Annotated in this window: 25 protein-coding genes; 9 read left to right on the top strand and 16 right to left on the bottom strand. The window is 62.3% G+C overall.

Annotation, left to right across the window (positions count from 1 at the left end; genetic code table 11):
- The first annotated feature begins 168 nt into the window (after nt 1-168).
- From JG746_RS17555 to JG746_RS17565, 3 genes are all read left to right on the top strand, one after another.
- Nucleotides 169-1,119: an ABC transporter substrate-binding protein gene (locus tag JG746_RS17555; protein WP_202353956.1), complete on the top strand. Its 951-nt coding sequence runs from the start codon at nt 169-171 to the stop codon at nt 1,117-1,119.
- A gap of 87 nt (nt 1,120-1,206) precedes the next feature.
- Nucleotides 1,207-1,980 carry an ABC transporter permease gene (locus JG746_RS17560; protein WP_202359394.1) on the top strand — a complete coding sequence of 258 codons (774 nt, stop codon included), beginning with the start codon at nt 1,207-1,209 and terminating at the stop codon, nt 1,978-1,980.
- Nucleotides 1,977-2,795 carry an ABC transporter ATP-binding protein gene (locus JG746_RS17565; protein WP_202353957.1) on the top strand — a complete coding sequence of 273 codons (819 nt, stop codon included), beginning with the start codon at nt 1,977-1,979 and terminating at the stop codon, nt 2,793-2,795. Before JG746_RS17560 ends, JG746_RS17565 begins: the two co-directional genes overlap by 4 nt.
- On the opposite strand, the gene JG746_RS17570 is transcribed toward JG746_RS17565, so the two are convergent.
- From JG746_RS17570 to JG746_RS17585, 5 genes are all read right to left on the bottom strand, one after another.
- On the bottom strand, nt 2,781-3,272 hold the full coding sequence (locus tag JG746_RS17570) for a GNAT family N-acetyltransferase (RefSeq protein WP_244730314.1): 492 nt from the start codon (nt 3,270-3,272) through the stop codon (nt 2,781-2,783). The genes JG746_RS17565 and JG746_RS17570 overlap by 15 nt on opposite strands.
- Nucleotides 3,269-3,559, bottom strand: a complete 291-nt coding sequence (locus JG746_RS17575; protein ID WP_202353959.1) for a type II toxin-antitoxin system TacA family antitoxin — start codon at nt 3,557-3,559, stop codon at nt 3,269-3,271. Before JG746_RS17575 ends, JG746_RS17570 begins: the two co-directional genes overlap by 4 nt.
- Nucleotides 3,560-3,638: 79 nt before the next feature.
- Nucleotides 3,639-4,577, bottom strand: a complete 939-nt coding sequence (locus JG746_RS17580) for a GlxA family transcriptional regulator (protein ID WP_446721212.1) — start codon at nt 4,575-4,577, stop codon at nt 3,639-3,641.
- A 344-nt stretch (nt 4,578-4,921) separates the two neighbouring features.
- Nucleotides 4,922-5,056 carry a hypothetical protein gene (locus JG746_RS37670; RefSeq protein WP_013894968.1) on the bottom strand — a complete coding sequence of 45 codons (135 nt, stop codon included), beginning with the start codon at nt 5,054-5,056 and terminating at the stop codon, nt 4,922-4,924.
- 340 nt (nt 5,057-5,396) lie between these two features.
- Nucleotides 5,397-5,582 (bottom strand): hypothetical protein, encoded by a 186-nt coding sequence (locus tag JG746_RS17585; protein ID WP_202353961.1) that lies wholly within the window; start codon nt 5,580-5,582, stop codon nt 5,397-5,399.
- A 231-nt stretch (nt 5,583-5,813) separates the two neighbouring features.
- On the opposite strand from JG746_RS17585, the gene JG746_RS17590 reads away from it, so the two are divergent.
- Nucleotides 5,814-6,713 carry a LysR substrate-binding domain-containing protein gene (locus JG746_RS17590; protein WP_010910020.1) on the top strand — a complete coding sequence of 300 codons (900 nt, stop codon included), beginning with the start codon at nt 5,814-5,816 and terminating at the stop codon, nt 6,711-6,713.
- A 21-nt stretch (nt 6,714-6,734) separates the two neighbouring features.
- Here JG746_RS17590 and JG746_RS17595 read toward each other — a convergent pair whose 3' ends face one another.
- The 3 genes from JG746_RS17595 to JG746_RS17605 form a co-directional block, all read right to left on the bottom strand.
- Nucleotides 6,735-7,688, bottom strand: coding sequence for an alpha/beta hydrolase (locus tag JG746_RS17595; protein ID WP_202353962.1), 954 nt, complete (start codon nt 7,686-7,688; stop codon nt 6,735-6,737).
- Nucleotides 7,689-7,921: 233 nt separating this feature from the next.
- Complete coding sequence (locus tag JG746_RS17600) at nt 7,922-8,107, bottom strand: hypothetical protein (protein WP_172350071.1); 186 nt, start codon at nt 8,105-8,107, stop codon at nt 7,922-7,924.
- A 188-nt stretch (nt 8,108-8,295) separates the two neighbouring features.
- On the bottom strand, nt 8,296-10,365 hold the full coding sequence (locus JG746_RS17605; protein WP_202353963.1) for an ASKHA domain-containing protein: 2,070 nt from the start codon (nt 10,363-10,365) through the stop codon (nt 8,296-8,298).
- 71 nt (nt 10,366-10,436) lie between these two features.
- Here JG746_RS17605 and JG746_RS17610 point away from each other — a divergent pair, with 71 nt between their 5' ends.
- Nucleotides 10,437-10,697, top strand: coding sequence for a hypothetical protein (locus JG746_RS17610; RefSeq protein WP_202353964.1), 261 nt, complete (start codon nt 10,437-10,439; stop codon nt 10,695-10,697).
- 79 nt (nt 10,698-10,776) lie between these two features.
- Here JG746_RS17610 and JG746_RS17615 read toward each other — a convergent pair whose 3' ends face one another.
- The 6 genes from JG746_RS17615 to JG746_RS17640 all read right to left on the bottom strand — a co-directional run bounded on the left by JG746_RS17615 (nt 10,777) and on the right by JG746_RS17640 (nt 15,477).
- Entirely contained in the window at nt 10,777-11,751 is a 975-nt protein-coding gene (locus JG746_RS17615) for a methyltetrahydrofolate cobalamin methyltransferase (protein ID WP_202353965.1), read from the bottom strand.
- A gap of 81 nt (nt 11,752-11,832) precedes the next feature.
- Complete coding sequence (locus JG746_RS17620) at nt 11,833-12,924, bottom strand: methylenetetrahydrofolate reductase (RefSeq protein WP_202353966.1); 1,092 nt, start codon at nt 12,922-12,924, stop codon at nt 11,833-11,835.
- Nucleotides 12,921-13,535, bottom strand: coding sequence for a methylenetetrahydrofolate reductase C-terminal domain-containing protein (locus JG746_RS17625; protein WP_202353967.1), 615 nt, complete (start codon nt 13,533-13,535; stop codon nt 12,921-12,923). The genes JG746_RS17620 and JG746_RS17625 overlap by 4 nt, the downstream gene beginning before the upstream one ends.
- Complete coding sequence (locus JG746_RS17630; protein ID WP_091575482.1) at nt 13,528-13,830, bottom strand: virulence factor; 303 nt, start codon at nt 13,828-13,830, stop codon at nt 13,528-13,530. The genes JG746_RS17625 and JG746_RS17630 overlap by 8 nt, the downstream gene beginning before the upstream one ends.
- 202 nt (nt 13,831-14,032) lie before the next feature.
- A complete protein-coding gene (locus JG746_RS17635; protein WP_202353968.1) occupies nt 14,033-14,815 on the bottom strand; it encodes a formyl transferase in 783 nt (260 codons plus the stop codon).
- Nucleotides 14,816-14,901: 86 nt separating this feature from the next.
- Nucleotides 14,902-15,477 (bottom strand): DUF4893 domain-containing protein, encoded by a 576-nt coding sequence (locus JG746_RS17640; protein WP_202353969.1) that lies wholly within the window; start codon nt 15,475-15,477, stop codon nt 14,902-14,904.
- Nucleotides 15,478-15,621: 144 nt separating this feature from the next.
- On the opposite strand from JG746_RS17640, the gene JG746_RS17645 reads away from it, so the two are divergent.
- Nucleotides 15,622-16,545, top strand: coding sequence for an NAD-dependent epimerase/dehydratase family protein (locus tag JG746_RS17645; protein WP_202353970.1), 924 nt, complete (start codon nt 15,622-15,624; stop codon nt 16,543-16,545).
- A gap of 11 nt (nt 16,546-16,556) precedes the next feature.
- On the opposite strand, the gene JG746_RS17650 is transcribed toward JG746_RS17645, so the two are convergent.
- Nucleotides 16,557-17,186, bottom strand: coding sequence for a DUF1638 domain-containing protein (locus JG746_RS17650; protein WP_202353971.1), 630 nt, complete (start codon nt 17,184-17,186; stop codon nt 16,557-16,559).
- A 54-nt stretch (nt 17,187-17,240) separates the two neighbouring features.
- On the opposite strand from JG746_RS17650, the gene JG746_RS17655 reads away from it, so the two are divergent.
- Nucleotides 17,241-17,378, top strand: coding sequence for an EncA/B family entericidin (locus tag JG746_RS17655; protein WP_202353972.1), 138 nt, complete (start codon nt 17,241-17,243; stop codon nt 17,376-17,378).
- Nucleotides 17,379-17,465: 87 nt separating this feature from the next.
- On the opposite strand, the gene JG746_RS17660 is transcribed toward JG746_RS17655, so the two are convergent.
- Entirely contained in the window at nt 17,466-18,164 is a 699-nt protein-coding gene (locus tag JG746_RS17660) for a corrinoid protein (RefSeq protein WP_032930649.1), read from the bottom strand.
- A gap of 289 nt (nt 18,165-18,453) precedes the next feature.
- On the opposite strand from JG746_RS17660, the gene JG746_RS17665 reads away from it, so the two are divergent.
- Nucleotides 18,454-20,028 (top strand): trimethylamine methyltransferase family protein, encoded by a 1,575-nt coding sequence (locus JG746_RS17665; RefSeq protein WP_202353973.1) that lies wholly within the window; start codon nt 18,454-18,456, stop codon nt 20,026-20,028.
- Between the two features lie 97 nt (nt 20,029-20,125).
- Complete coding sequence (locus tag JG746_RS17670) at nt 20,126-20,806, top strand: 4Fe-4S dicluster domain-containing protein (RefSeq protein WP_202353974.1); 681 nt, start codon at nt 20,126-20,128, stop codon at nt 20,804-20,806.
- Nucleotides 20,807-20,894 lie beyond the last annotated feature (88 nt).

Genomic DNA, 20,894 nt, shown 5'->3' on the forward strand with positions numbered 1-20,894 from the left:
TCTCATCGACCGCGCGCCGTGGCGGCGACGGTTCATGGGGCAGGGCTTCAATCCGCCTAGCGCGGGTGGTGAGGTGAGCCCGCTGGCAGCCGAACACGTTCCTGTTGATTGACAAGCCGATAGGCGTCTGTGAACAATTTCGACCAGAGAAACAAAAGGGGAACTGACATGAACAGGATCGCCGTTTTCGCCGCGACTTTGACGCTTGCCGCCGGTCTGTGCGCGCCAGTGATGGCCGCCACATCGGTCACCATCGGCATTAGCGGCTGGACAGGCTTCGCGCCGCTGACGCTTGCCAAGCAGGCAGGCCTCTTCGAGAAGCACGGCCTCGATGTGACCTTGAAGAAAGTGCCGCAGGCCAGCCGTCCGCTCGCCATCGCCAGCGGCGACCTGCAATGCGCGGCCACCACAGTCGAGACCTGGCTGGTGTGGAACGCCAGCGGGGTGACGACCAAGCAGATCTTCCAGCTCGACAAATCCTATGGCGCCGATGGCATTGTCGTGCGCAACGACATCAAGACGGTCGCCGATCTCAAGGGCAAGAATGTCGCGTCCTCGGCGCCGGGCACGTCGCCCTATTTCCTTCTCGCCTGGGTGCTGAACAAGAACGGCATGTCGACCAAGGATGTGACGGTCGTCAATCTGGAGCCGGACGCTGCCGCACAGGCCTTCCTTGCCGGCCAGAACGATGCCGCCGTCACGTATGAGCCGTTCATCTCGGCGGTTCGCGACAAGGCCGACCAGGGCCACATACTGGCGACCACGCTCGACTATCCGATGGTGCTCGACACGGTCGGCTGCACGCCCGAATTCCTCAAGGCCAATCCCGACGCCGCCAAGGCGCTGGCCGACAGCTATTTCGACGCGCTCGACCTGATCAAGAAGGATCCGCAGAAATCCTACGAGATCATGGGGGCCGATGTGAAACAGTCGGCCAAGGAATTCGAGGATTCGGCGAAGTATCTGAAATGGGCCGACAGGGCCGAGAACAAAGAGTTCTTCACAAAGGAATTCCAGGATTTTTCCAAGACCGCGGGTGATCTGCTGCTGCAGATGGGCCTGATCAAGGAAGCGCCAGACGTCGCCACGCTGGCCGATACCAGCGCGGTGTCCAACTGACCGTCCGGCCTTTGCCCATCCTGCGGCGGCGCCTGGCGCCGCCGCTCTCTCCTGGACACGTAACCATTTGATGGGGACGATGTGAAGATGCGCCCCTTGCATCCAGTCTCGCCGGGCTTGCGAACCGTGCTCGGCATCTCCTTCTTCGTGCTGTTCATTGCCTTCTGGGCCTGGATCACGCTTGGCGGCCACGTCAACCACATCTTCCTCGCCGATCCGCTGTCGATGCTCAAGGACGGTTGGCGGCTGATGGTCGAGGACCGTTTCTGGCTGGACATATTGATCACCATCTGGCGCGTCTTCGGCGGCTTCGTGCTGGCCTCGGTCGTTGCCGTGCCGATCGGCATCGCCATGGGCGCCTGGAAGCCGGTGGAAGCGTTCCTGGAACCCTTCGTCTCCTTCGCCCGCTATCTGCCGGCCTCGGCCTTCATTCCGCTGCTCATCCTGTGGGCCGGCATCGGCGAGTTGGAAAAGCTGCTGGTCATCTTCGTCGGTTCGGTGTTCCAGATCATCCTGATCGTCGCCGTCAAGGTCGGCTCGACACGGCGTGATCTCGTCGAGGCGGCCTATACGCTGGGCTCGACCAACAACGGCATCGTCAAGCGGGTGATCATGCCGGCCAATGCGCCCGAAATCGCCGAGACGCTGCGGCTGGTGCTCGGCTGGGCATGGACCTATGTCATCGTCGCCGAACTGATCGGCTCGTCCTCCGGCATCGGCTACATGATCATCAACAGCCAGTCGCGGCTGGCGACCGGACAGATCATCTTCGGCATCATCGTCATCGGACTGATCGGGCTGTTGTCCGATTTCGCTTTCAAGGCGTTCAACCGCTGGCTCTTTCCATGGAGTCTGGCGTGAGCAAGCTTCTCATCGAGGGCGTCTCGCGCACCTTTGCCGGCGTGCGCGGCGGACCGCCGGTCAAGGCGCTGATGCCGATCGACCTGGCGGTCGCCGCCAAAGACTTCATCACCATTCTGGGGCCGTCCGGCTGCGGAAAGTCGACGCTGCTCAGGATCGTCGCCGGTCTCGAGGCGCCAAGCGAAGGCCGCGTGCTGCTCGACGGCAAGGCGGTGACCCGACCGGGGCCGGATCGCGGCATGGTCTTCCAGTCCTACACGCTGTTCCCGTGGCTGACGGTCGCCGAAAACATCGCCTTCGGCCTGCGCGAGCGCGGCATGGCGCCAAAGGAGCGGGACGGTCTGGTCGCGTCCTATATCGATCTCGTCGGCCTGAAAGGCTTCGAGAACCATTGGCCTAAGCAGCTGTCGGGCGGCATGCAGCAGCGCACCGCGATCGCCCGGGCGCTCGCCAACGATCCCGAGATCCTGTTGCTGGACGAGCCGTTCGGTGCGCTCGACAACCAGACACGCGGGCTGATGCAGGAGCTGCTTCTCGGCATCTGGGAGCGGCGCAAAAAGACCGTGGTGTTCGTCACCCACGATATCGAGGAGGCGATCTTCATGGCCTCGCGCGTCATCGTGATGACCGCACGGCCCGGCAGCATCAAGTCGGACGTCGCCATCGACCTGCCGCATCCGCGCCACTACACGCTGAAGACCAGTCCCGAATTCTCGGCGCTCAAGGCGCGACTGACCGAGGACATCCGCGTCGAGGCGATGCGCACGGCACAGGGGCAGTCAGACACTGCCTCCGGTGCCTCAGAGATTTCGTAAATCCTTTACAAGCACGTAGAGATGTAGGGGGTCGGTCGGAGATTGAATGAATCCATAGCGCTCGTAAAAGGCGCGGGCATTGTGATCCTTGGCATGTACGGTCACTGCACGGATACCCGCAATGTCAGCTGCCTGCAGGCTTCGCAGGATGGCATCGCGAAGCATTCCGCCGCCAAGGCCTTTGCCTTGCCAACTCAAGCTGACTGCGAGACGCGCCAGCAACATTATCGGAACCGGATGGCGTGCAAGCCCCTTCGTCAGTCGCTCTGGTGCGCCATCGTAAAGGACTTCTCCAACGACCAGCGTATAAAAGCCGATTACGTCTTCGCCGGAGAGACCAATATAGGTCTGCGAAGCATTTGCTTGCTGATTTTGAAATGCGTAGCGGGAAAGAAATCGATTGAGCGGTTCCTCTCCACAGTCGAACATATCGACAAGATGCGTGCGAGCCAGTTTCTCGATACGAAACTGGCTCACGCTGGATCGTGACCGGAAAAGATGCTCGGCTCGCTCAGCAAACGCTTCAGGCGCGGCAGATCTCGCGTTGGAGCATCCAGCGCCGCCATGAACGCAGCCCATTTTTCTGCGTTGAGGGGGAAGCTGCGTCGGTCGGCGAGCGTTTCCTCGGCACGTCCAAGTGCACTTTCGAGGACGAAGTCACTCAGCGAACGGCGCTCAACGGCCGCTGCGGTCGCGAGCGTACGCTTTGCCTCGGCGGTAAGACGCAAGTCCAGTTTTTCGGATCGAGTCGTTCTAGTGGTCATGGGACACCTTTCGGCACAACGATATCACGCTTTGCCAGACAATGTCATGACAATTCACAATGTCCTTTGATATGTCGGCTCAGGCCGCCAGCAGCTGCTTGCGGTCGACGCGCTCCTGCTGCGGCGAACGGGCATAGAGTTCGCGGTAGCATTTGGAGAAATGCGAGGCCGAGACGAAGCCGCAGGCGACCGCCACTTCGACGACCGGCATCGACGACTGGATCAGCAGATGCCGGGCGCGGTCGAGGCGGATTTCCAGATAGTAGCGGGCAGGAGAGCGGCCCATTTCGGTGCGGAACAGCCGTTCGATCTGGCGGCGCGACAGGTCGACATGGTCGGCGATCTCGATCAGCGACAGCGGCTCGGAGAGATTGCCTTCCATCAGTTCGATGATGGTCAGCACTTTCGAGTTCTGCACGCCGAGACGGGCGCGCAGCGGCAGACGCTGGCGGTCGGTCGGGCTGCGCACGCGATCGGTCAGCACCTGTTCGCACACCCGGTTGACGAGGCTCTCATCGAAATCGTCGCCGATCAGCTTCAGCATCATGTCGAGCGCGGCGGTGCCGCCGGCGCAAGTATAGATGTTCTGGTCGACCTCGAAGAGGTCGGCAAAGACATTGGCCTTCGGGAACGCCTCGGAAAAGCCCGGCAGGTTTTCCCAATGGATGGCGCAGCGCTTGTTGGACAAGAGGCCGGCGGCGGCCAGGATGTGCGCGCCGGTGCACAGGCCGCCGACGGCGACGCCACGATTATACTCCTCGCGCAGCCAGGCGAAGGCCGATTTGTTCTGGTAACGCTCGACATTGATGCCGCTGCAGACGATGGCCATATTGGGCCGGTCGGGGCCCGCCATTTTCTTGCGCTCTTCCTCCAGCGAGGTGTTGACCGCGCATTCGACGCCGTTCGAGGCGCGCACCGGCTTGCCGTCGATGCTGGCGAGGCGCCAGCGATAGGCTTCGTAGCCGAGCATGCGGTTGGCGGAGCGCAGCGGGTCGAGCGCGGTCGCAAAAGCGATCATGGTGAAATCGGGAATAAGGAAGAAGACAAACGATCGCTTGATCGGATGCTTGATGGCGTTCACGGGAACCTCATCTGGCCATGGCGCGAACAGGATGTCGCGAATAGCATAGCGACATCAGGAAAAACCTTGGCTGTCAATTGGCTACGCTGCATTAGCGAGACAAAATTTGCGACATGGGTCGCAAATGGGCAATTGCTGTTCGGCAATGCAACCGCGATCGGCATCACCCTGTCCACGCGACAGGCAAAATGCGCAAAGGCAAAACAAAAACGCCGCCGTGGCAGAGCCAGGCGGCGTTACAGTCTTGAAGCAGCGGCAGGGACACGCTGCCTGGAAAATGCTTAGGCGACGAAGCCGAGGCGTGCCGCTGCCATCGCACCGGTCTGGCCGGGCATGGTGTTGGCAAGGCGCTGACGCTCGAGAGCGGTGGTCAGGTTCATTTCGCGGCGGGCAAAGAGGCGGGCAAAAAGCTTCATCATCATCTCCTATCGGTTGCTCAGACGGGTCGCCTTCGCTTGATGGAGTGGGGCAGCTCGTTTGCTGGCGCTGATATAGGCTTGTGCTGCGTAAAACTAAATCGCAAAAACGAAGCGCTTGATATGAAATGCGACACCGAATGCGACAAATTTGGGCAATCTGCTCTGAATTTGTGATTGTTTACAAGGCATTAAATCGAAATCAGAGCTGCTATGCGGCTTGCTCATATGCGCCATGCGTTGGCGACATGGCTTCAAAACTCATTTGAATGCAAATAAAATGGAAAGGCCTGCCGGGCTGGGTGCGCGCGGCAGGCCTTCAGCATTTGGTACACACGATCTACTTTGCTCCAGCCCAGGATCCAACGCCGTTGCGAGTGCTGGTCTTGGTGTCGGAAGCCTCAGGCCAGCCGATATCCTTCTGCAGTTCGATCGGCAGCGAGCGGATGGCGCGTTCGGTCTGGTAGCGGGCGCGTGCCGCGCTGAATTCAGTCGCGATGCGACCAAGGGACGACAGGATAGACATTTCATTCTCCTTTGGTGACGGGCCGGAGACATTCCGACCTTCGATGCGTGGGTCTTACACGCGGCGTGTTTCAACCGCATTTCATGTCGATTGCAGGTCTGTGTCGTGGTCGTTTCGTGGCTGCTTGTGGCAGCAACCTCAATCGATGGAGTTGACTATCCTCCTGATCCGGTGTTCAATCAAACGAAATGGAATGATGCTTTGTATCAGAAAAATTGAAGGTCGCTTCCCATGAACGCCCCGCTCAATCATCCACTGCCGTTGCTCGATCTCGACGTTTTGCGCACGTTCGTGGCGATTGCCGAGACCGGCAGCTTCACCACCGCCGCCAATGCCGTCTTCCGCACACCATCGGCGGTCTCCATGCAGATCAAGAAGCTGGAGGACATTCTCGGCCGTTCGGTGTTCGCGCGCGACGCTCGTTCCGTGTCGCTGACCACGGACGGCGAGATGCTGCTCGGCTACGCCCGGCGGCTGCTGTCGATCAACCGCGAGGTGGTGTCGAAGTTCATCATTCCCGAGATCGTCGGGGTGGTGCGGTTGGGTTCGCCGGATGATTATGGCGAGCGCGTGCTGCCGCATGTGCTGAAGCGTTTCGCGCAGTCGCACCCCTCGATCGCCGTCGACGTCACCATCGACCAGAGCAGCAATCTGCGCCGGCGCATGGACGATCGCGCGCTCGACATCACGCTTCTGACCAACTCCTACAAGACCAGCGCGCTCGGCGCCGAGGTGCTTTTGACCGAGCCGATCGTGTGGGCCGGCGCAAAGGGCGGCTGCGCGCATCTGCGCGAACCCTTGCCGGTATCGCTTTGGGAAGAGGGCTGCGCCTGGCGGGCCGGCGCGCTCGAAGCGTTGGGGCGCGAGGGCCGCAACTACCGCGTCGCCTATATGAGCGCGCACACGGCCGGCCAGCGTGCCGCGATCATGGCCGACCTCGCGGTTGCGCCGCTGCCGCGGTCATTCCTCGGCAACGACATGGTCGAGCTCTGCCCGAAGGACGGCATGCCCGATATCGGCACCTACAATCTGGCCATGGTGGTGGCGCCGGACGCCAGCGCGCCGGTCAAGGCTGTTGCCGACCATATCCGCGCGACCTTCGAAGTGTTCCGGGAAACCGGCAAGTTCTGATCCGCCACCGGATCGAAAGTGCTATTCCGCCGCCTCGGCGGAGGGCGCTTGAAACCTCGTTTTCCTGTCTTGCCTGACCGGTGAGCGGCTTTCGTTGAGGAACGTGACGATGTGCTGGCGCGCGCGTCGTGCTTCCGGCATGTCGATCAACGGCCAGGCGTGGAACATGCCTTCCTCGTGGACGACATCAACCTCGACACCGGCGTCCCGCGCCTTTTGCGCGAAGATCAGATTGTCGGGCGTCAAGAGATCGTGCGAGCCGGTCAGAAGCAGCGTTTTCGGCAGCACCGACAGATCGCCATAGATCGGGCTGATGTGCCAGTCGCTGCGATCGATGCCGGCGCTGTACATCCGGATCGCTTCGAGGCCGCCGGGGATGCCGAGCCAGGGGTCGTTTCGCTCGGCCTCGAACAGCGCGGGGTTGGAAAGCGACATGTCGAGGCCGGGCGAGATCAGCACGTGGCGCGAGGGCAGGGACAAGCCTTCTTTCGCGGCCATCATGGTGAGCACCACGGCCATGTTGCCGCCGGCGGAATCGCCCATGAAGACGATGTCCTCCGCCCCCATCTCGTCGAGCATCTGGCGATAGACGTCACCGACCATGCCGAACATGGCGTGGAAATCGTGTTCCGGGGCGATCGGATAGATCGGCACGGTGATGCCGTAGCCCAGCCGGTCGGCCATCTCGGCGATCAGATGCCAGTGATAGGGCGTGATTTCAAAGACATAGGCGCCGCCATGCAGATAGAGGATGCGCTTGCGCTCTCCGGCCTTGGGCGCGATTTCGTAGACCGGGAAGCCGTCGACGGTGCGTGCCTGGATGTCGAGGCGCTGGCGCAGCGAGGCCGGAGGATGGTGATCCTCGGTCTTGCGCGCGGCGGCGATCCAGCGCTGCAGGTTTTCCGGGCTGGAAAACGCCTGCTTGCGGCTGTACCTGAGCACGAAGGACACAAAGTGGCTTTTAAAGCTTGGCATGCGGATACACGAACTTCGGCGGCAGCCGACTAAGAGAATTCCCCTCTCTGGCGAAGATCGTACCTTGGCCGAAAATGTCAAGATTTACGCAGTGTCCACACGGCTCTGTGAGCCACGCCGCCACGGTCAGCGGCGCGGCAGAAGCGCCGCGCGCAGCCGGTTGCTGGTAGCCGCCGGGGATGTGCGAGATCCCCGGCGGCTGCCGAGCAATTTGCATTTGTCGGCGAAGGTCATCAGCGCGCCGTACCCAGAAGCAGCGACGTGAGCGCGGCCTGCGGATCGCTGGGCGGCGATGCCGGCCAGCCAATGTCCTTCTGGACATGCGCCGGCAGGCTGTTCAGCGCGCGGATCGCCTTGTTCCTGGCGTGAGTCTGCCGGATGGTCACACCGAAGCGACCGAGATTCTCGAACATCGACATTTTCATCTCCCTTGAAGAACGGCCACGACCGAGGATTGTCTTCGGCCGCCGTTCGATGCGGGTTAAATGCGCCTGCCATGTATCGGATGGATTTCGCGAAAACAGCGTTTTGGTTTCCGGATCGGTCGATCCGGAAACATTTGCATGCAAATGAGTTTGAGGTTTGAGACGGCCTGCGAAGGTCGCTTCTATTCGCGACCGCGTCGTGCCGCGTGGCCTTCGCGCGAGCGCCGGCGCGGGGTGGCGTCGCCGGCGATGCCGTCCTCGCTCACCGTCTTGCGCGGCGGCAGTTTCACCGCCGCCGACAGTTTCGGGAACGGGTCGACCTTGTTGGGCAGCGCCATGGCGTAGACGAAATGCTCCTGGAATTTCGGTTCCAGCGCGGTCTCGATCTTCTCGATCTGGCTCACCGTCTCCTCGATCTCGCGGCGATAGCCGCGGTTCAGGAGCGCCATGCGCGCACCGGCACCGGCGGCGTTGCCGACGGCCGAGACCTTGTCGAGGTCGCAATCGGGGATCAGGCCCAGCACCATGGCGTATTTCGGATCGATGAAGGAGCCGAAGGCGCCGGCGAAATGGATGCGGTCGACATGCTCGGTATTCTGCTTTTCCATCAAAAGCTTGGTGCCGGCATAGAGGGCTGCCTTGGCGAGCTGGATGGCGCGCACGTCGGTCTGGGTGATGGTGATCTTCGGCTCGCCTTCCTTCAGCACATAGGAGAAGGTGCGGCCATTGGCGATGACCCGCGGCGAGCGCGCAACCAGCGACCCGTCGACGACGCCGTCCTCGGAAATGATGCCGGCAAGATACATTTCCGCCACGATCTCGATGATGCCGGAGCCGCAGATGCCGGTGACGCCGGTCGCCTGCACGCTGTCGAGGAAGCCGGGTTCGTCGGACCACAGTTCCGAGCCGATGACGCGGTATTTGGGTTCCAGCGTGTCGGGGTCGATGCGCACGCGCTCGATGGCGCCGGGCGCGGCACGCTGGCCGCCGGAGATTTCGGCGCCCTCGAAAGCCGGACCGGTCGGCGAGGAGGCAGCGACGACACGCGTGCGATTGCCGAGCACGATCTCGGCATTGGTGCCGACGTCGACGATCAGCATCATCTCGTCCTGGCGATGCGGGCCTTCCGACAGCGTCACCGCCGCCGCGTCGGCACCGACATGGCCGGCGATGCAAGGCAGCATATAGAGGCGCGCGCCCTGGTTGAGCTTGAGGCCGATGTCGGAGGCCTTGATGCGCACCGCGCCCGAGACGGCGAGCGCGAAGGGGGCGCCGCCGAGTTCGGTCGGATCGATGCCGAGGAACAAATGGTGCATGATCGGATTGCCGACAAAGACGGAATCCAGGATGTCGTTGCGCTGGACATTGCCTTCCGCGCAGACCTTGTCGACAAGGCTGGAGATTGCCTCGCGGACGGCCACCGTCATGCCTTCGCGGCCGTCAGGATTCATCATCACATAGGAGACGCGGCTCATCAGATCCTCGCCGAAGCGGATCTGCGGGTTCGAGGTGCCGGACGATGCGGCGACGCGGCCCGACAGCAGCGACACCAGATGCATGGCGATGGTGGTCGAGCCGATATCGCAGGCCAGCCCATAGGCCTCGTTCTTGAGGCCCGGCCACAAGGCGATGACGCGCGCGATGTCGCTGTCGGCATCCTTGTGGATGGCGGCGGTGGCGGTCCAGTTGCCCTTGCGCAATATGCCCTGCACCTGCGGCAGCAGGTAGAAGTCGAATTCGAGGTTCTTGAAACCCCAATCCTTCATCAGCGCGATCTTGAGGCGGTCGAGGTCGCCAAGCGGCTTGTGCATGTCGGGCTCTTCGATTTCGACATAGCACATGCGGATCGCCGCATCGCGGGCGATCACCCTGGTATCGGCATCCTTGCGGATGGTCTGCGCATTGATGACCGTATCCTGCGGCACGTCGATGACGAGATCGCCGAGGATCTGCGCCGAGCAGGAGAGGCGCCGCCGCTCGGGCAGGCCGCGCACGCGCTCGTAGCGCTCTTCCTTGGGTCCCTTGGGCGAAATGTGGTCGTTGGAGGAGACGATCTTGTGCTTGGCGAAATTGCCTTCCTGCACCTCGATCTGGCATCGCCCGCACGTGGCGCGGCCGCCGCAGACGCTCTCGACATAGACGCCGAGCTGGCGCGCGGCATCGAGCACCGGCGTGCCGACAGGAAACCGCCCGCGCTTGCCCGACGGCATGAACAGCACGAGTGGATCGGTGATGTTGGCAGGCGAGTTCATGCGTACACGTGTCTCGGAAGGGATTGTCGATACCGTTTAACGGATCGTTTCATTATTGGGCGGAGTGTCTGATGGTCCAGAGGCCAATCATGTCCGATCTCCTGCTGTCCAGCATATTCACCGCTTTTACCATGGTGCGGGTGGTGAAGGGGCCGTGGCTGCGCAATCCGCAATATCTGGCCACTGGAATTCTCGGCGCGATTGTCGCGGTGCTGCTGCTCAACGGGCTTTGGCCTGCCTATGACGACGATTTCGTCATAGGCGGCGTGACCGGCATATTCGGCTCGTGGGCGGGAATGGCGCTGTTCGACGCCATATTGGGCGTCGCCTGACCGCAAAGCAGACGCGTCCGACCGCATCGGTGATGCGATCGGTCCAGCGTGGTTTGCAGTCCGGTTCACGATTGCGCGCTTATCCCCGGCCCATGCGGGCTTCACGGCCGCCGCGGCGGCGACCGCCATTGCCGCTGCCCTCGCCGGGGGCGTTGACCGCCGTCGGTGCCGCAACCGCATGGCCGCCTTCGGCCGGCTTGTAGTCCTTGTAGGTCCTGATCCAGTTGGTGCAGTTCTCGTCGGTGCCGTTGAGCACATTGGCGCCGCGCACGGCTTCCATTTCCTGCGGCCGCACCGGGTTCATGATCGCCGAGGTCATGCCGGCGCCGATCACCATCGGGATGAAGGCGGCGTTGATGCCATGGCGATGCGGCAGGCCGAAGGAAATGTTGGACAGGCCGCAGGTGGTGTTGACCTTGAGCTCTTCGCGGAGCCGACGCAGCAGCGCGAAGACCTGGCGGCCGGCGTCACCCAGCGCGCCGATCGGCATGACCAGCGGGTCGACGACGACATCATGGGCGGGAATGCCGAAATCGGCGCAGCGCTGCACGATCTTCTTGGCGACGGCGAAGCGCACGTCCGGATCCATCGAAATACCGGTCTCGTCATTGGAGATGGCGACGACGGGAACATTGTATTTCTTGATCAGCGGCAGGATGGCTTCGAGCTTTTCTTCCTCGCCGGTGACGGAATTGACCAGCGGGCGGCCCTTGGCGACCTTGAGTGCTGCCTCGATCGCGGCGGTGACCGAGCTGTCGATCGACAGCGGCAGGTCGACGAGACCCTGGACGATCTCCAGCGTCTGCACCAGCAGCGCCGGCTCGGTGGCGTTGGGGTCGACCGCGGTGACGCCGGCATTGACGTCGAGCATGGTGGCGCCGCAGGCGGCCTGCTCCAGCGCGTCCTTGATGACGGTCTCGAAATTGCCGGCCACCATCTCGGCGGCGAGCTTTTTGCGGCCGGTCGGGTTGATGCGCTCGCCAATCACGCAGAAGGGCTGGTCGAAGCCGATGATGATTTCTCGTGTCGCCGAGGCAACGATGGTCCGGGTCATGAAATCTCTCCGTCGTGATATAAAGAGTTCTTTATATCGTTATCTCTTGTCGATCAAGCGAATGGTGGCCCTCCGCGCGGGTCAATGCGCGGTCTTCACCATGTCCACCTGGGTTTCGGTAATCTCGTCGTGCAGGATGTGGTCGAGCCGGTCGGCAACCATCTGGTCGTCGCGACGGATTTCGCGCTTCCAGGGCTGACGGCCTTTGAGCACACCCGATTCATCGACGATCTCGGCGACATATTCCTCCTGGCGGTAGGCCATCACATGGATGCCCGAGATGCCGGGGATTTCCTTCACCTCGTTGATGATGTCGATGCAGAGCTGCTTGCCTTCCTTCTTCTGATCCTGCGCGCCTTCCAGCCGCTTGATGATGGCGTCCGGGATGTGGATGCCCGGCACGTTGGAGCGGATCCACTTGGCGGTCTTGGCGGAGGCGAGCGGGCCGACGCCGCACAGGATGAAGACCTTTTCGGTGTGGCCGAGATCGCGCGCCTTCTGCATGAAGGTCCTGAACATCGGCACGTCGAAACAATATTGCGTCTGCACGAACTGCGCGCCGGCGGCGATCTTCTTGCCGAGGTGGATCGGGCGGAAGTCGAAGGGCGGCGCGAACGGATTGACCGCGGCGCCAAGGAAAATCTGCGGCGGCGTCGTCAGCTTGCGGCCGGACAGGAACTTGCCGTTGTCGCGCATGATGCGGCAGGTTTCGAGCAGCGACATGGAATCGAGATCGAACACCGGCTTGGCGCCGGGTTGGTCGCCGGCCTGGACGCCGTCGCCCGTCAGGCACAGCATGTTGGCGACACCCATGGCAGCCCCACCCAGCACGTCGCCCTGGATGGCGATGCGATTCTTGTCGCGGCAGGCGATCTGCATGATCGGGGCATAGCCCATGCGGGTCAAAAGCGCGCAGATGCCGACCGAGGACATGTGGCAGTTGGCGCCGGAGGCATCGACGGCGTTGATGGCGTCGACCCAGCCGTCGAAGATCTTGGCCCTGTTGTAGACGTCCTCGGGATCGGCGCTGTCGGGAGGATTGAGTTCGGTCGTCACGGCGAATTCACCGCGCCGCAGCACACGCTCCAGCCGGCCGCGGGACGAATGGCCGGGCAAGGGATCGAGCGGCAGGTGAATGCCGGCCGGGTTCTCGTCACGCTGACGGGCGCTCATGCGGCGGCTCCGGTCTTTGGGGCAGCCGCGGCTTCACGGGCTGCCGCCGCTTGCGCGGTGACCCGCAGCCAGGCCGAAGTTTCGCGCAGCGACTGGTCGACCGGCTTCTGTACGGTCAGGATCTTGTCGGAGTTGACCATGTTCTGCGAACCTTCCCAGGCCTTGACCCAGACGCAGGGCATATCGGGCTCGACCTCGCAATTGCCGTTGGCGCGCACACCGCCGCAAGGGCCGTTGCGCAGCTGCTTGGGGCAATTCATCGGGCATGACATCCCGGTCGAGGACAGGATGCACTGGCCGCACATGCGGCAGTCGAACATGAAACCCTTGACGCGCTTCTCGACGAATTTGATCGGGGTCTCGACGCGGCCGTAGCCGATGCCCTTCCACAGGGGATGGAGGAGCAGGAACATGTCGGCGAAACGGGAATAGAACCATTCGAGCAGGCGCGAATGCCGGATCGACCACAATCTCACCGCGAAGGAGCGCTGCACGCGCCGCTGCGGCGACACGTCGGCGGGTTTGTAGTCCGATTTCGGCGCTGCCTTCTTCATCAGCGTGGCCTGGGTAACCGTCGGCCCATCGTTTTTGACAGGAGTGGTCTCAGACATTTTCTTTGCCGCCCGCCTTGACCAGAGCGACCAGCCGCTCGCGGTCATATTTCGTGTCGAGGTCCTGGAAAGCCTTCTCGACCTCGGCTTCGAGATCGTCGCCGACCGGAACGGGATCGGCCTTGCGCCATTCGGCCAGATAGTCGTCGGTGCCGCCGGCGCCGGTGCGCATGGCGCACATGTCGATGGCCTCGGTGAAGCGCAGCGGCAGTTCGCGCTTGGCATTCTGCCGACCCTTCTTGACGATGACCTGGGCAGGAATGTCGCGCCAGTAGACGACGATAAGATCGGCCATGAATTCTCGCTCCTCGAACTATCGAGCATTGCCGCATGCGCGGTGGGGCCGCTTGTTATGGGACGACGCGCGCGCATTCAAAAGCGACGCATTTCAATGTCGTAAAATGAAAAGCGTGTTTATTCGTTCGCGGCGCGCATAGGCGGCAGGGTCGGCGTGCCGAAAAGCCGTCCGACCTTGTTCTGCTCGGGGCTAGCGAGACCTACCAGATTCCGGTTCTGAGGCCGGTCCAGACGTAGAACCAGATCGTCGGATGATACCACTGTTTCGAAGGCAGGCCCGGATCAAAGGTCGTGAGTTTTCCGGCCAGCGCATCGCTGACGGCCTCGATGCAGATGTCGAGCGAGAATGCCGTCTGGCGCAGCGCGTGAGTTGAGATGGTGTCGCCTTTTTTCGGTCTGCCGCGCGCCTGCTTCAGGATGCCGCCAGTGTCGACGCCAGCGTCGACGAGATGGACAGTCGTGCCGAAATTCTGCGCATCACCTGATACCAGGGCCCAATAGCCGCCATTCATGCCGCGATATTTCGGCGTGATGCCCGCATGGTAGTTGAGCACCGGACAGGGCATTTTGCGCAGCATCTCGGCCGAGATCAGCCGACAACCGTTGAGCAGGACGACGCCTGGCTGGATCTTCTGGATCGCCTGCAGGCACTCAGGCCCATTGGCCGAGGCCACCTGGATGATCTCCTGGCCGGGTCGCGGCTCAACCTCCAGTTTCTCCTCGGCGATCAATCGCGCGCCATGACCTGCCAGGAGCCGCTTGCCCAACCGGCTCAGCACCATCGTGCCAAGCTGGCCCATGGCAGAGACCCAGCCCTGGCGGCGGGCTCGGCCACGCAGCAATTGCTTTTTGGATTCAGGGGTTTCGAGGATGACGCTGACAGGACCAACGCGATCGGCGATTGCGTTGATCATGGCCCAGACATGCTGGCCGCCGCCGGTCACGACGACGATCGGCGCGCTGGTTCCAACCGGTGAAGACATAGCCCGCTTTCCTGCCTCGCACGCGGCGGCTGCCGCATGCTGGCCGGATTTTGTGCCGGAATCGGGTTAAATCTTGATGACCACGCTCAACGCTTGAACTCGATGATGTCGAGTTTCGATTCGTAGTAGGGGGCGGGAAGTTCGATGCGCCATTCGCCGGCACCGGTGCGGAAGGCATAGCCGACCTGGTCGGTCTGCGGACCGCTGCCATAAGGTTTTGCGCGGTCGTTGTTGACGGAGCCGGAGCCGAGATAGATGGCGCGCTTCTCGCCATCGTCGAAAAAACGGCCCTGGGTTCGCTGTGAGCCGCTGATCTTTTCAAGCCGCCAGCCGGAACCATCGTCGGTCACCTTGCACTTGAACCAGCCATAGATGACGAGCGGGCTCAAACCGCCCGCCTTGATGGTGCGGCACTTCCAGTTGCCGGTCAGGTCCTTGTCGGAGAACGACACCAGCGGCTTGGCCAGCAAGGCATCGAGCTGCTTGACCTCGGCCGGGCTGCCCGCTTTCGCCTCGGCGAGTGCCGCCTTGCGCGTCTCGCCATATTTGTCGAGGCGAACCTTGTCGGCAGGCGTGATCAGCTTCTGCACCTGGCCATCGGCGAGGGCAGGCAGGGTGCAGCAGAGCAGGCCGATGGCGGCGAAAAGCGGGCGAAGGATCATCTGGAACTCCCTGAGTCTCTAAAATGGCTGTCTATAGAAATGGCAGTTGATGTCTGGAGCGGCGCCATTGGCTGATCTTATCGGGTCGCCCGCGCCTGTCATCCGTGCTTAACAGCGTCGCCGTCAGAAATCATGGTGTGACGCATGAGAATCTTGCTCACGGGATCGTCGGGTTGGCTGGGCAGCGCGCTGGCGCCGCGCCTGCGCGCGCTCGGCCATGAGGTGATCGGCCTCGACCCGGTTCCTTCTGTGGAAACGCAGGTGATCGGTTCGATCGCCGATCGCGATCTGGTGATGCGGTCGGTCGGGGATGCTGGAATCGAAGCCATCATTCACAGCGGCGCGCTGCACAAGCCGAATATAGAGAACCGCACGAACAGCGATTTCGTCGCCACTAATGTGCAAGGCACGCTGAACCTTCTCGACGCCGCGGTGGCGAGCGGCGTGCAGCGCTTCGTCTTCACCTCGACCACATCGCTGATGATCTCGCAGGCGATACGCGACGGCTTCAAGGGCGGCGCGCGCACGGCCGCCTGGCTGACCGAGGCGATGTCGCCCGAACCGCGCAACATCTATGGCGTGACCAAGCTTTCGGCCGAACATCTCTGCCGCCTCTACCATCTGCAGCATGGCCTGCCGGTGGTCGTGCTGCGCACGGCCCGCTTCTTTCCCGAAGCCGACGACATGGCGCATGCGATCGAGCAGTCCGATGCCAACACCAAGGCGAACGAATTGCTGTTCCGCCGGCTGACCGTGGAAGATGCGGCGGAGGCTCATGTCGCCGCGTTGGAGAAGGCGCCGCAGCTGGGCTTTGACATCTTTATCGTCTGCGCGCCGACGCCGTTTCGGCCCGCCGACTGCGACGCGCTGATCAGGGACGCGCCATCGGTGGTCGCGCACTATTTCCCGGATTTTGCGGCGCTCTACGCGCAAAAAGGCTGGACGATGTTTTCTTCCATCGACCGCGTCTATGACGCATCGCGGGCCAGAGACAGGCTGGGCTTTGTTTGCAAGACGAGCTTTGCCGATGTGCTGGCGGCGATGAGGGCGGAGGAGGCGGCCGCCTAAAGTATTTGTCCTCAGGCGACCTTCGCTGCTCGCGCCATCTCCGCCGTCAGGTCGCCATAGCCGGTCGGGCGGCGCTCATAGGCGAGGCCGAGCAGGGCGGCCGCCTTTTCCGCGACCTTGTCGAGCTCCGGATCGTCGGTCTGGGCGAGATAGACCAGCTTCTCGTAATTGCCGAAATAGTCCTTGATCAGCTCCGGGTGCTTGTCGAGGCCGAGCGGCTTCATGAAGAAGGCATCGAACTGGCGGCATAGGAAATCCGTCATGTAGAAGGACATCATGTCGTCGTCGGCGACCTTCGCATAGGCCTCCATGCCCTGGTAGAAAGCGAAGCAATGCGGGCCGGCCATGCGCTCGACGCCATGCTTCTCCAGGACGCGGTCGAGCAGGCCGCCGGTGCCGCAATCGGCATAGCCAACAAAGATGTGCTCGTATCCCTCCGCCTTGGCCTTCTCGATCGCCTTGTCCATGGCGGGCGCAATGCGGTCGGGATAAAAATGAAACTCCGCCGGCAGGCAGGTGAGTTCCAGATGAGTGAGCCCGAGCTGTTCCTTGACGGCCAATACCTCGCGCGCAATCATCCCGCAGGCGATGACAAGCAGCCTGTCGGTTTGATTCGGTTTCGTTTTTTGCGTCTTGACCAAGTCGAGCCGGCTTTCGCTGCGGGGCTAATTTATCTGTCGAGGGAGACACCATCCATGAAACTGCTACGCGTCGCGCCGATGGCCATCCTTGCCTGCGCACTTGCACTCACGGCCTGCGCCAACACCATTCGGGGTGTCGGCAAGGATGTCAAATCGACGGCGAGGGCGGTCAAAGACACTGTCGCCAACTGATCGGCAGCCTCGTCGTCCATCATCTGGGTACAAAAAAGCCGCGCTGCAAGGCGCGGCTTTTCTTGTCGGTCATCCTGACGCCTTGGGTCAGGCCGAAGCGCGGACATTGTGCTTGCGCTTCATGAAGTCCTTGGCGGTCTCGACCGCCACCGCGGCATCGCGGCAATAGGCGTCGGCGCCTACGGCCTTGCCGAATTCCTCGTTGAGCGGCGCACCGCCGACCAGCACGACATAATCGTCGCGGATGCCCTTTTCCTTCATCGTGTCGATGACGACCTTCATGTAGGGCATGGTCGTGGTCAAAAGCGCCGACATACCGATGATGTCGGGCTGATGCTGCTCGATCGCATCGAGATATTTTTCGACCGCATTGTTGATGCCGAGGTCGATGACGTCGAAGCCGGCACCTTCCATCATCATGCCGACCAGGTTCTTGCCGATGTCGTGGATGTCGCCCTTGACGGTGCCGATGACCATCTTGCCCTGCTTGGGCGCGCCGGTGGCGGCGAGCAGCGGGCGCAGAATGAACATGCCGGCCTTCATGGCGTTGGCGGACAGCAGCACTTCGGGAACGAACAGGATGCCGTCGCGAAAATCCTCGCCGACGATGCGCATGCCCTCGACCAGCGCCTCGGTCAGAACCTTGTAGGGCGCCCAGCCGCGCTCGAGCAGGATGCGCGTGCCTTCCTCGATCTCTTCCTTCAACCCGTCATAGAGATCGTCGTGCATTTGCTGCACCAACTCATCGTCGGAAAGTTCAGAAAGGATGATCTCGTCGTCGGACATTTTTATCCAGCTCCTCACGGCATCGCGACTGTGTCGCAAGGCACAAAATATTGGCGTTCATACCTAACCCGCAACGGGCGGGTATCCATAGCTGATTTGCGACTTCCCGCAAAAGGAAAGCGACTGGAAAATCTATTGGTTTTCTTGTCGATTTTGCGACAGGCGTTGGCGCGGACGGGCCGTTTCGAATAGGGTGCATGGCTACGATCCGGCGAAAGCCGCGCCATGCGGCCGCAACGGTTACGGACCAGCCATCGTCAGGCCAGGCCATATTCAGGGAAGAGCGATCATGAGCGAACACGCGGCAGTCGACCAGGAAGCGTCAAACGCGCGGCGTGGGCGCGGTGCGAGCGGCGGAGCGGCGGCCAGGCGCGCCGCGCGTTCCGGCGGCGGACCAGGCACCCAGCTCACCTACATCAAGCGCAAGATCAACATCTATGAGGTGCTCGACGAGGAAGGGCTCGCCCTGATCGAGAAGAACACCGATACGGTGCTGGAAGAGATCGGCATCATCTTTCGCGATGACGCCGAAGCGCTGCAGCTGTGGAAAGAGGCCGGAGCCGACGTCAAGGGCGAGCGCGTGCATTTCCCCAAGGGGCTTTGCCGTTCGCTGCTGAAGACCGCACCGTCCGTCTATACCCAGCACGCCCGTAATTCCGAGCGCTCGGTGCAGATCGGCGGCAACGCCACCGTCTTCGCGCCGGTCTACGGCCCGCCCTTCGTGCGCGACCTCAACGGCGTCAGGCGCTATGCCACTATCGAGGATTTCCAGAATTTCGTGAAGCTCGCCTATATGGCGCCTTCGATCCACCATTCGGGCGGCACGGTGTGCGAGCCGGTCGACGTGCCGGTCAACAAGCGCCACCTCGACATGATCTACTCGCACATAAAATATTCGGACAAGCCGTTCATGGGCTCGGTGACGGCGCCGGAGCGCGCCGAGGACACGGTGGCGATGGCGAAGCTCGTCTTCGGCGACGACTTCGTCGAGAACAATACGGTGCTGACCAGCCTGATCAACGCCAACTCGCCGATGGTGTTCGACGAGACCATGCTCGGCGCCCTGAAAGTCTATTCGCGCCACAACCAGGCCTGCATCGTCACGCCGTTCATCCTTGCCGGCGCGATGAGCCCGGTGACGGTCGCCGGCACGCTGACCCAGGTTCTGGCCGAGGTGCTGGCCGGCGCATCGTTTACGCAGCTGATCCGCCCGGGCGCGCCGGTGCTGTTCGGCACCTTCGCCTCGTCGATCTCGATGCAGTCGGGCGCGCCGACCTTCGGCACGCCGGAACCGTCGCTGGTGTCCTATGGCGCGGCCCAGCTGGCGCGCCGTCTCGGCCTCCCGTTCCGCACCGGCGGTTCGCTCTGCGCCTCCAAGGTTCCGGATGCGCAGGCCGCCTATGAGAGCGCCAACACGCTGAACTCGACGATCCTTGCCGGCACCAACTTCGTCCTCCACTCGGCCGGCTGGCTCGAGGGCGGGCTGGCGTCCTGCTATGAAAAATTCATGATGGACATCGACCAGCTCGGCATGCAGCAGAAATTCGCCGAAGGCGTCGACCTGTCGGAGAACGGCCAGGCGATGGATGCCATCCGCCAGGTCGGCCCAGGCAGCCACTATCTCGGCTGCGACCACACCCAGGCCAATTTCCAGACCGCGTTCTATCGCTCCAGCATCGCCGACAACAATTCCTACGAGCAGTGGCTGGCCGAAGGCGAGAAGACCGCGCCGCAGCGCGCCAACGAGCTCGCCCGCCGCTGGCTGGAAAGCTACGAAGCGCCGCATCTCGATCCGAGCATCGACGAAGCGCTGAAGGAGTTCATCGCCAAGAAGAAGGGGTCGATGCCCGACGCCTTCACTTGAAAGGAGCCCGAGTCAGGCGGGGCTAAAGTCGCCAACATCATCCACAAGGAAGTCTGGCGGAGCGCTTTCTCCGATCCGGACAAGAAGGGATGATTTTGTGCGCGGCATGATCGAAGCGATCACGGCCGCGCTTGGCGCCAACGGTCTCATCCTGCGTGGCGGCTTTGTTTTTCCTGGCGACGAGGATGCCCCTCATGGCCCCTCGGCTGCGCCGGCAAGGTCCTTGCTGTTGGTGGTTCAGGCGGGTGCGGCACCCTGGCCGCATTTCCTGCGCTGGTGGGAGCAGCAGCCACAGCAAACCGCTAATCCGCTCGACAATTGGTCGCGGCAGGTCATCGGCGATGTGGCCAAGGCATTTGGCGCACGCGCGGTTTCGCCCTCCGACAAACCTTATCTGCCGTTCCAGCAATGGGCTGTCCGGGCTGAGGGGCTAAAGCCGTCGCCGCTCGGCATCCTCATGCATCCGCGATACGGGCTTTGGCATGCCTATCGCGGTGCCTTGTTGTTCGAGGACGAGATCGCGCTTCCGGAACAGGGCGCGGCAGTCCACCTTTGCGACGCCTGCGTCGAGAAACCTTGCCTGAAATCCTGTCCGGTCGATGCCTATTCCACGGAAGGTTTCGCCTACCAGTCCTGCCTGGCGCATGTGCGGGGAGGGAATGGCGAACCGTGCCGGAGTGGCGGCTGCCTCGATCGCAATGCCTGTCCCTATGGCACGGATTATCGCTATCCGCCTGATGTCCAGGCCTTCCATATGGCGGCATTCGCCGGCCTGTAGTTGTCACGCGATGCTGCACGACATGTTGACCACCAGGCTCAGGGAATGCCTTGCCGTGGCAGTTCGTGCGGATATGTATCGCCCATCG

The sequence above is a fragment of the Mesorhizobium sp. 113-3-3 genome, from assembly GCF_016756495.1.
Taxonomy (GTDB): domain Bacteria; phylum Pseudomonadota; class Alphaproteobacteria; order Rhizobiales; family Rhizobiaceae; genus Mesorhizobium.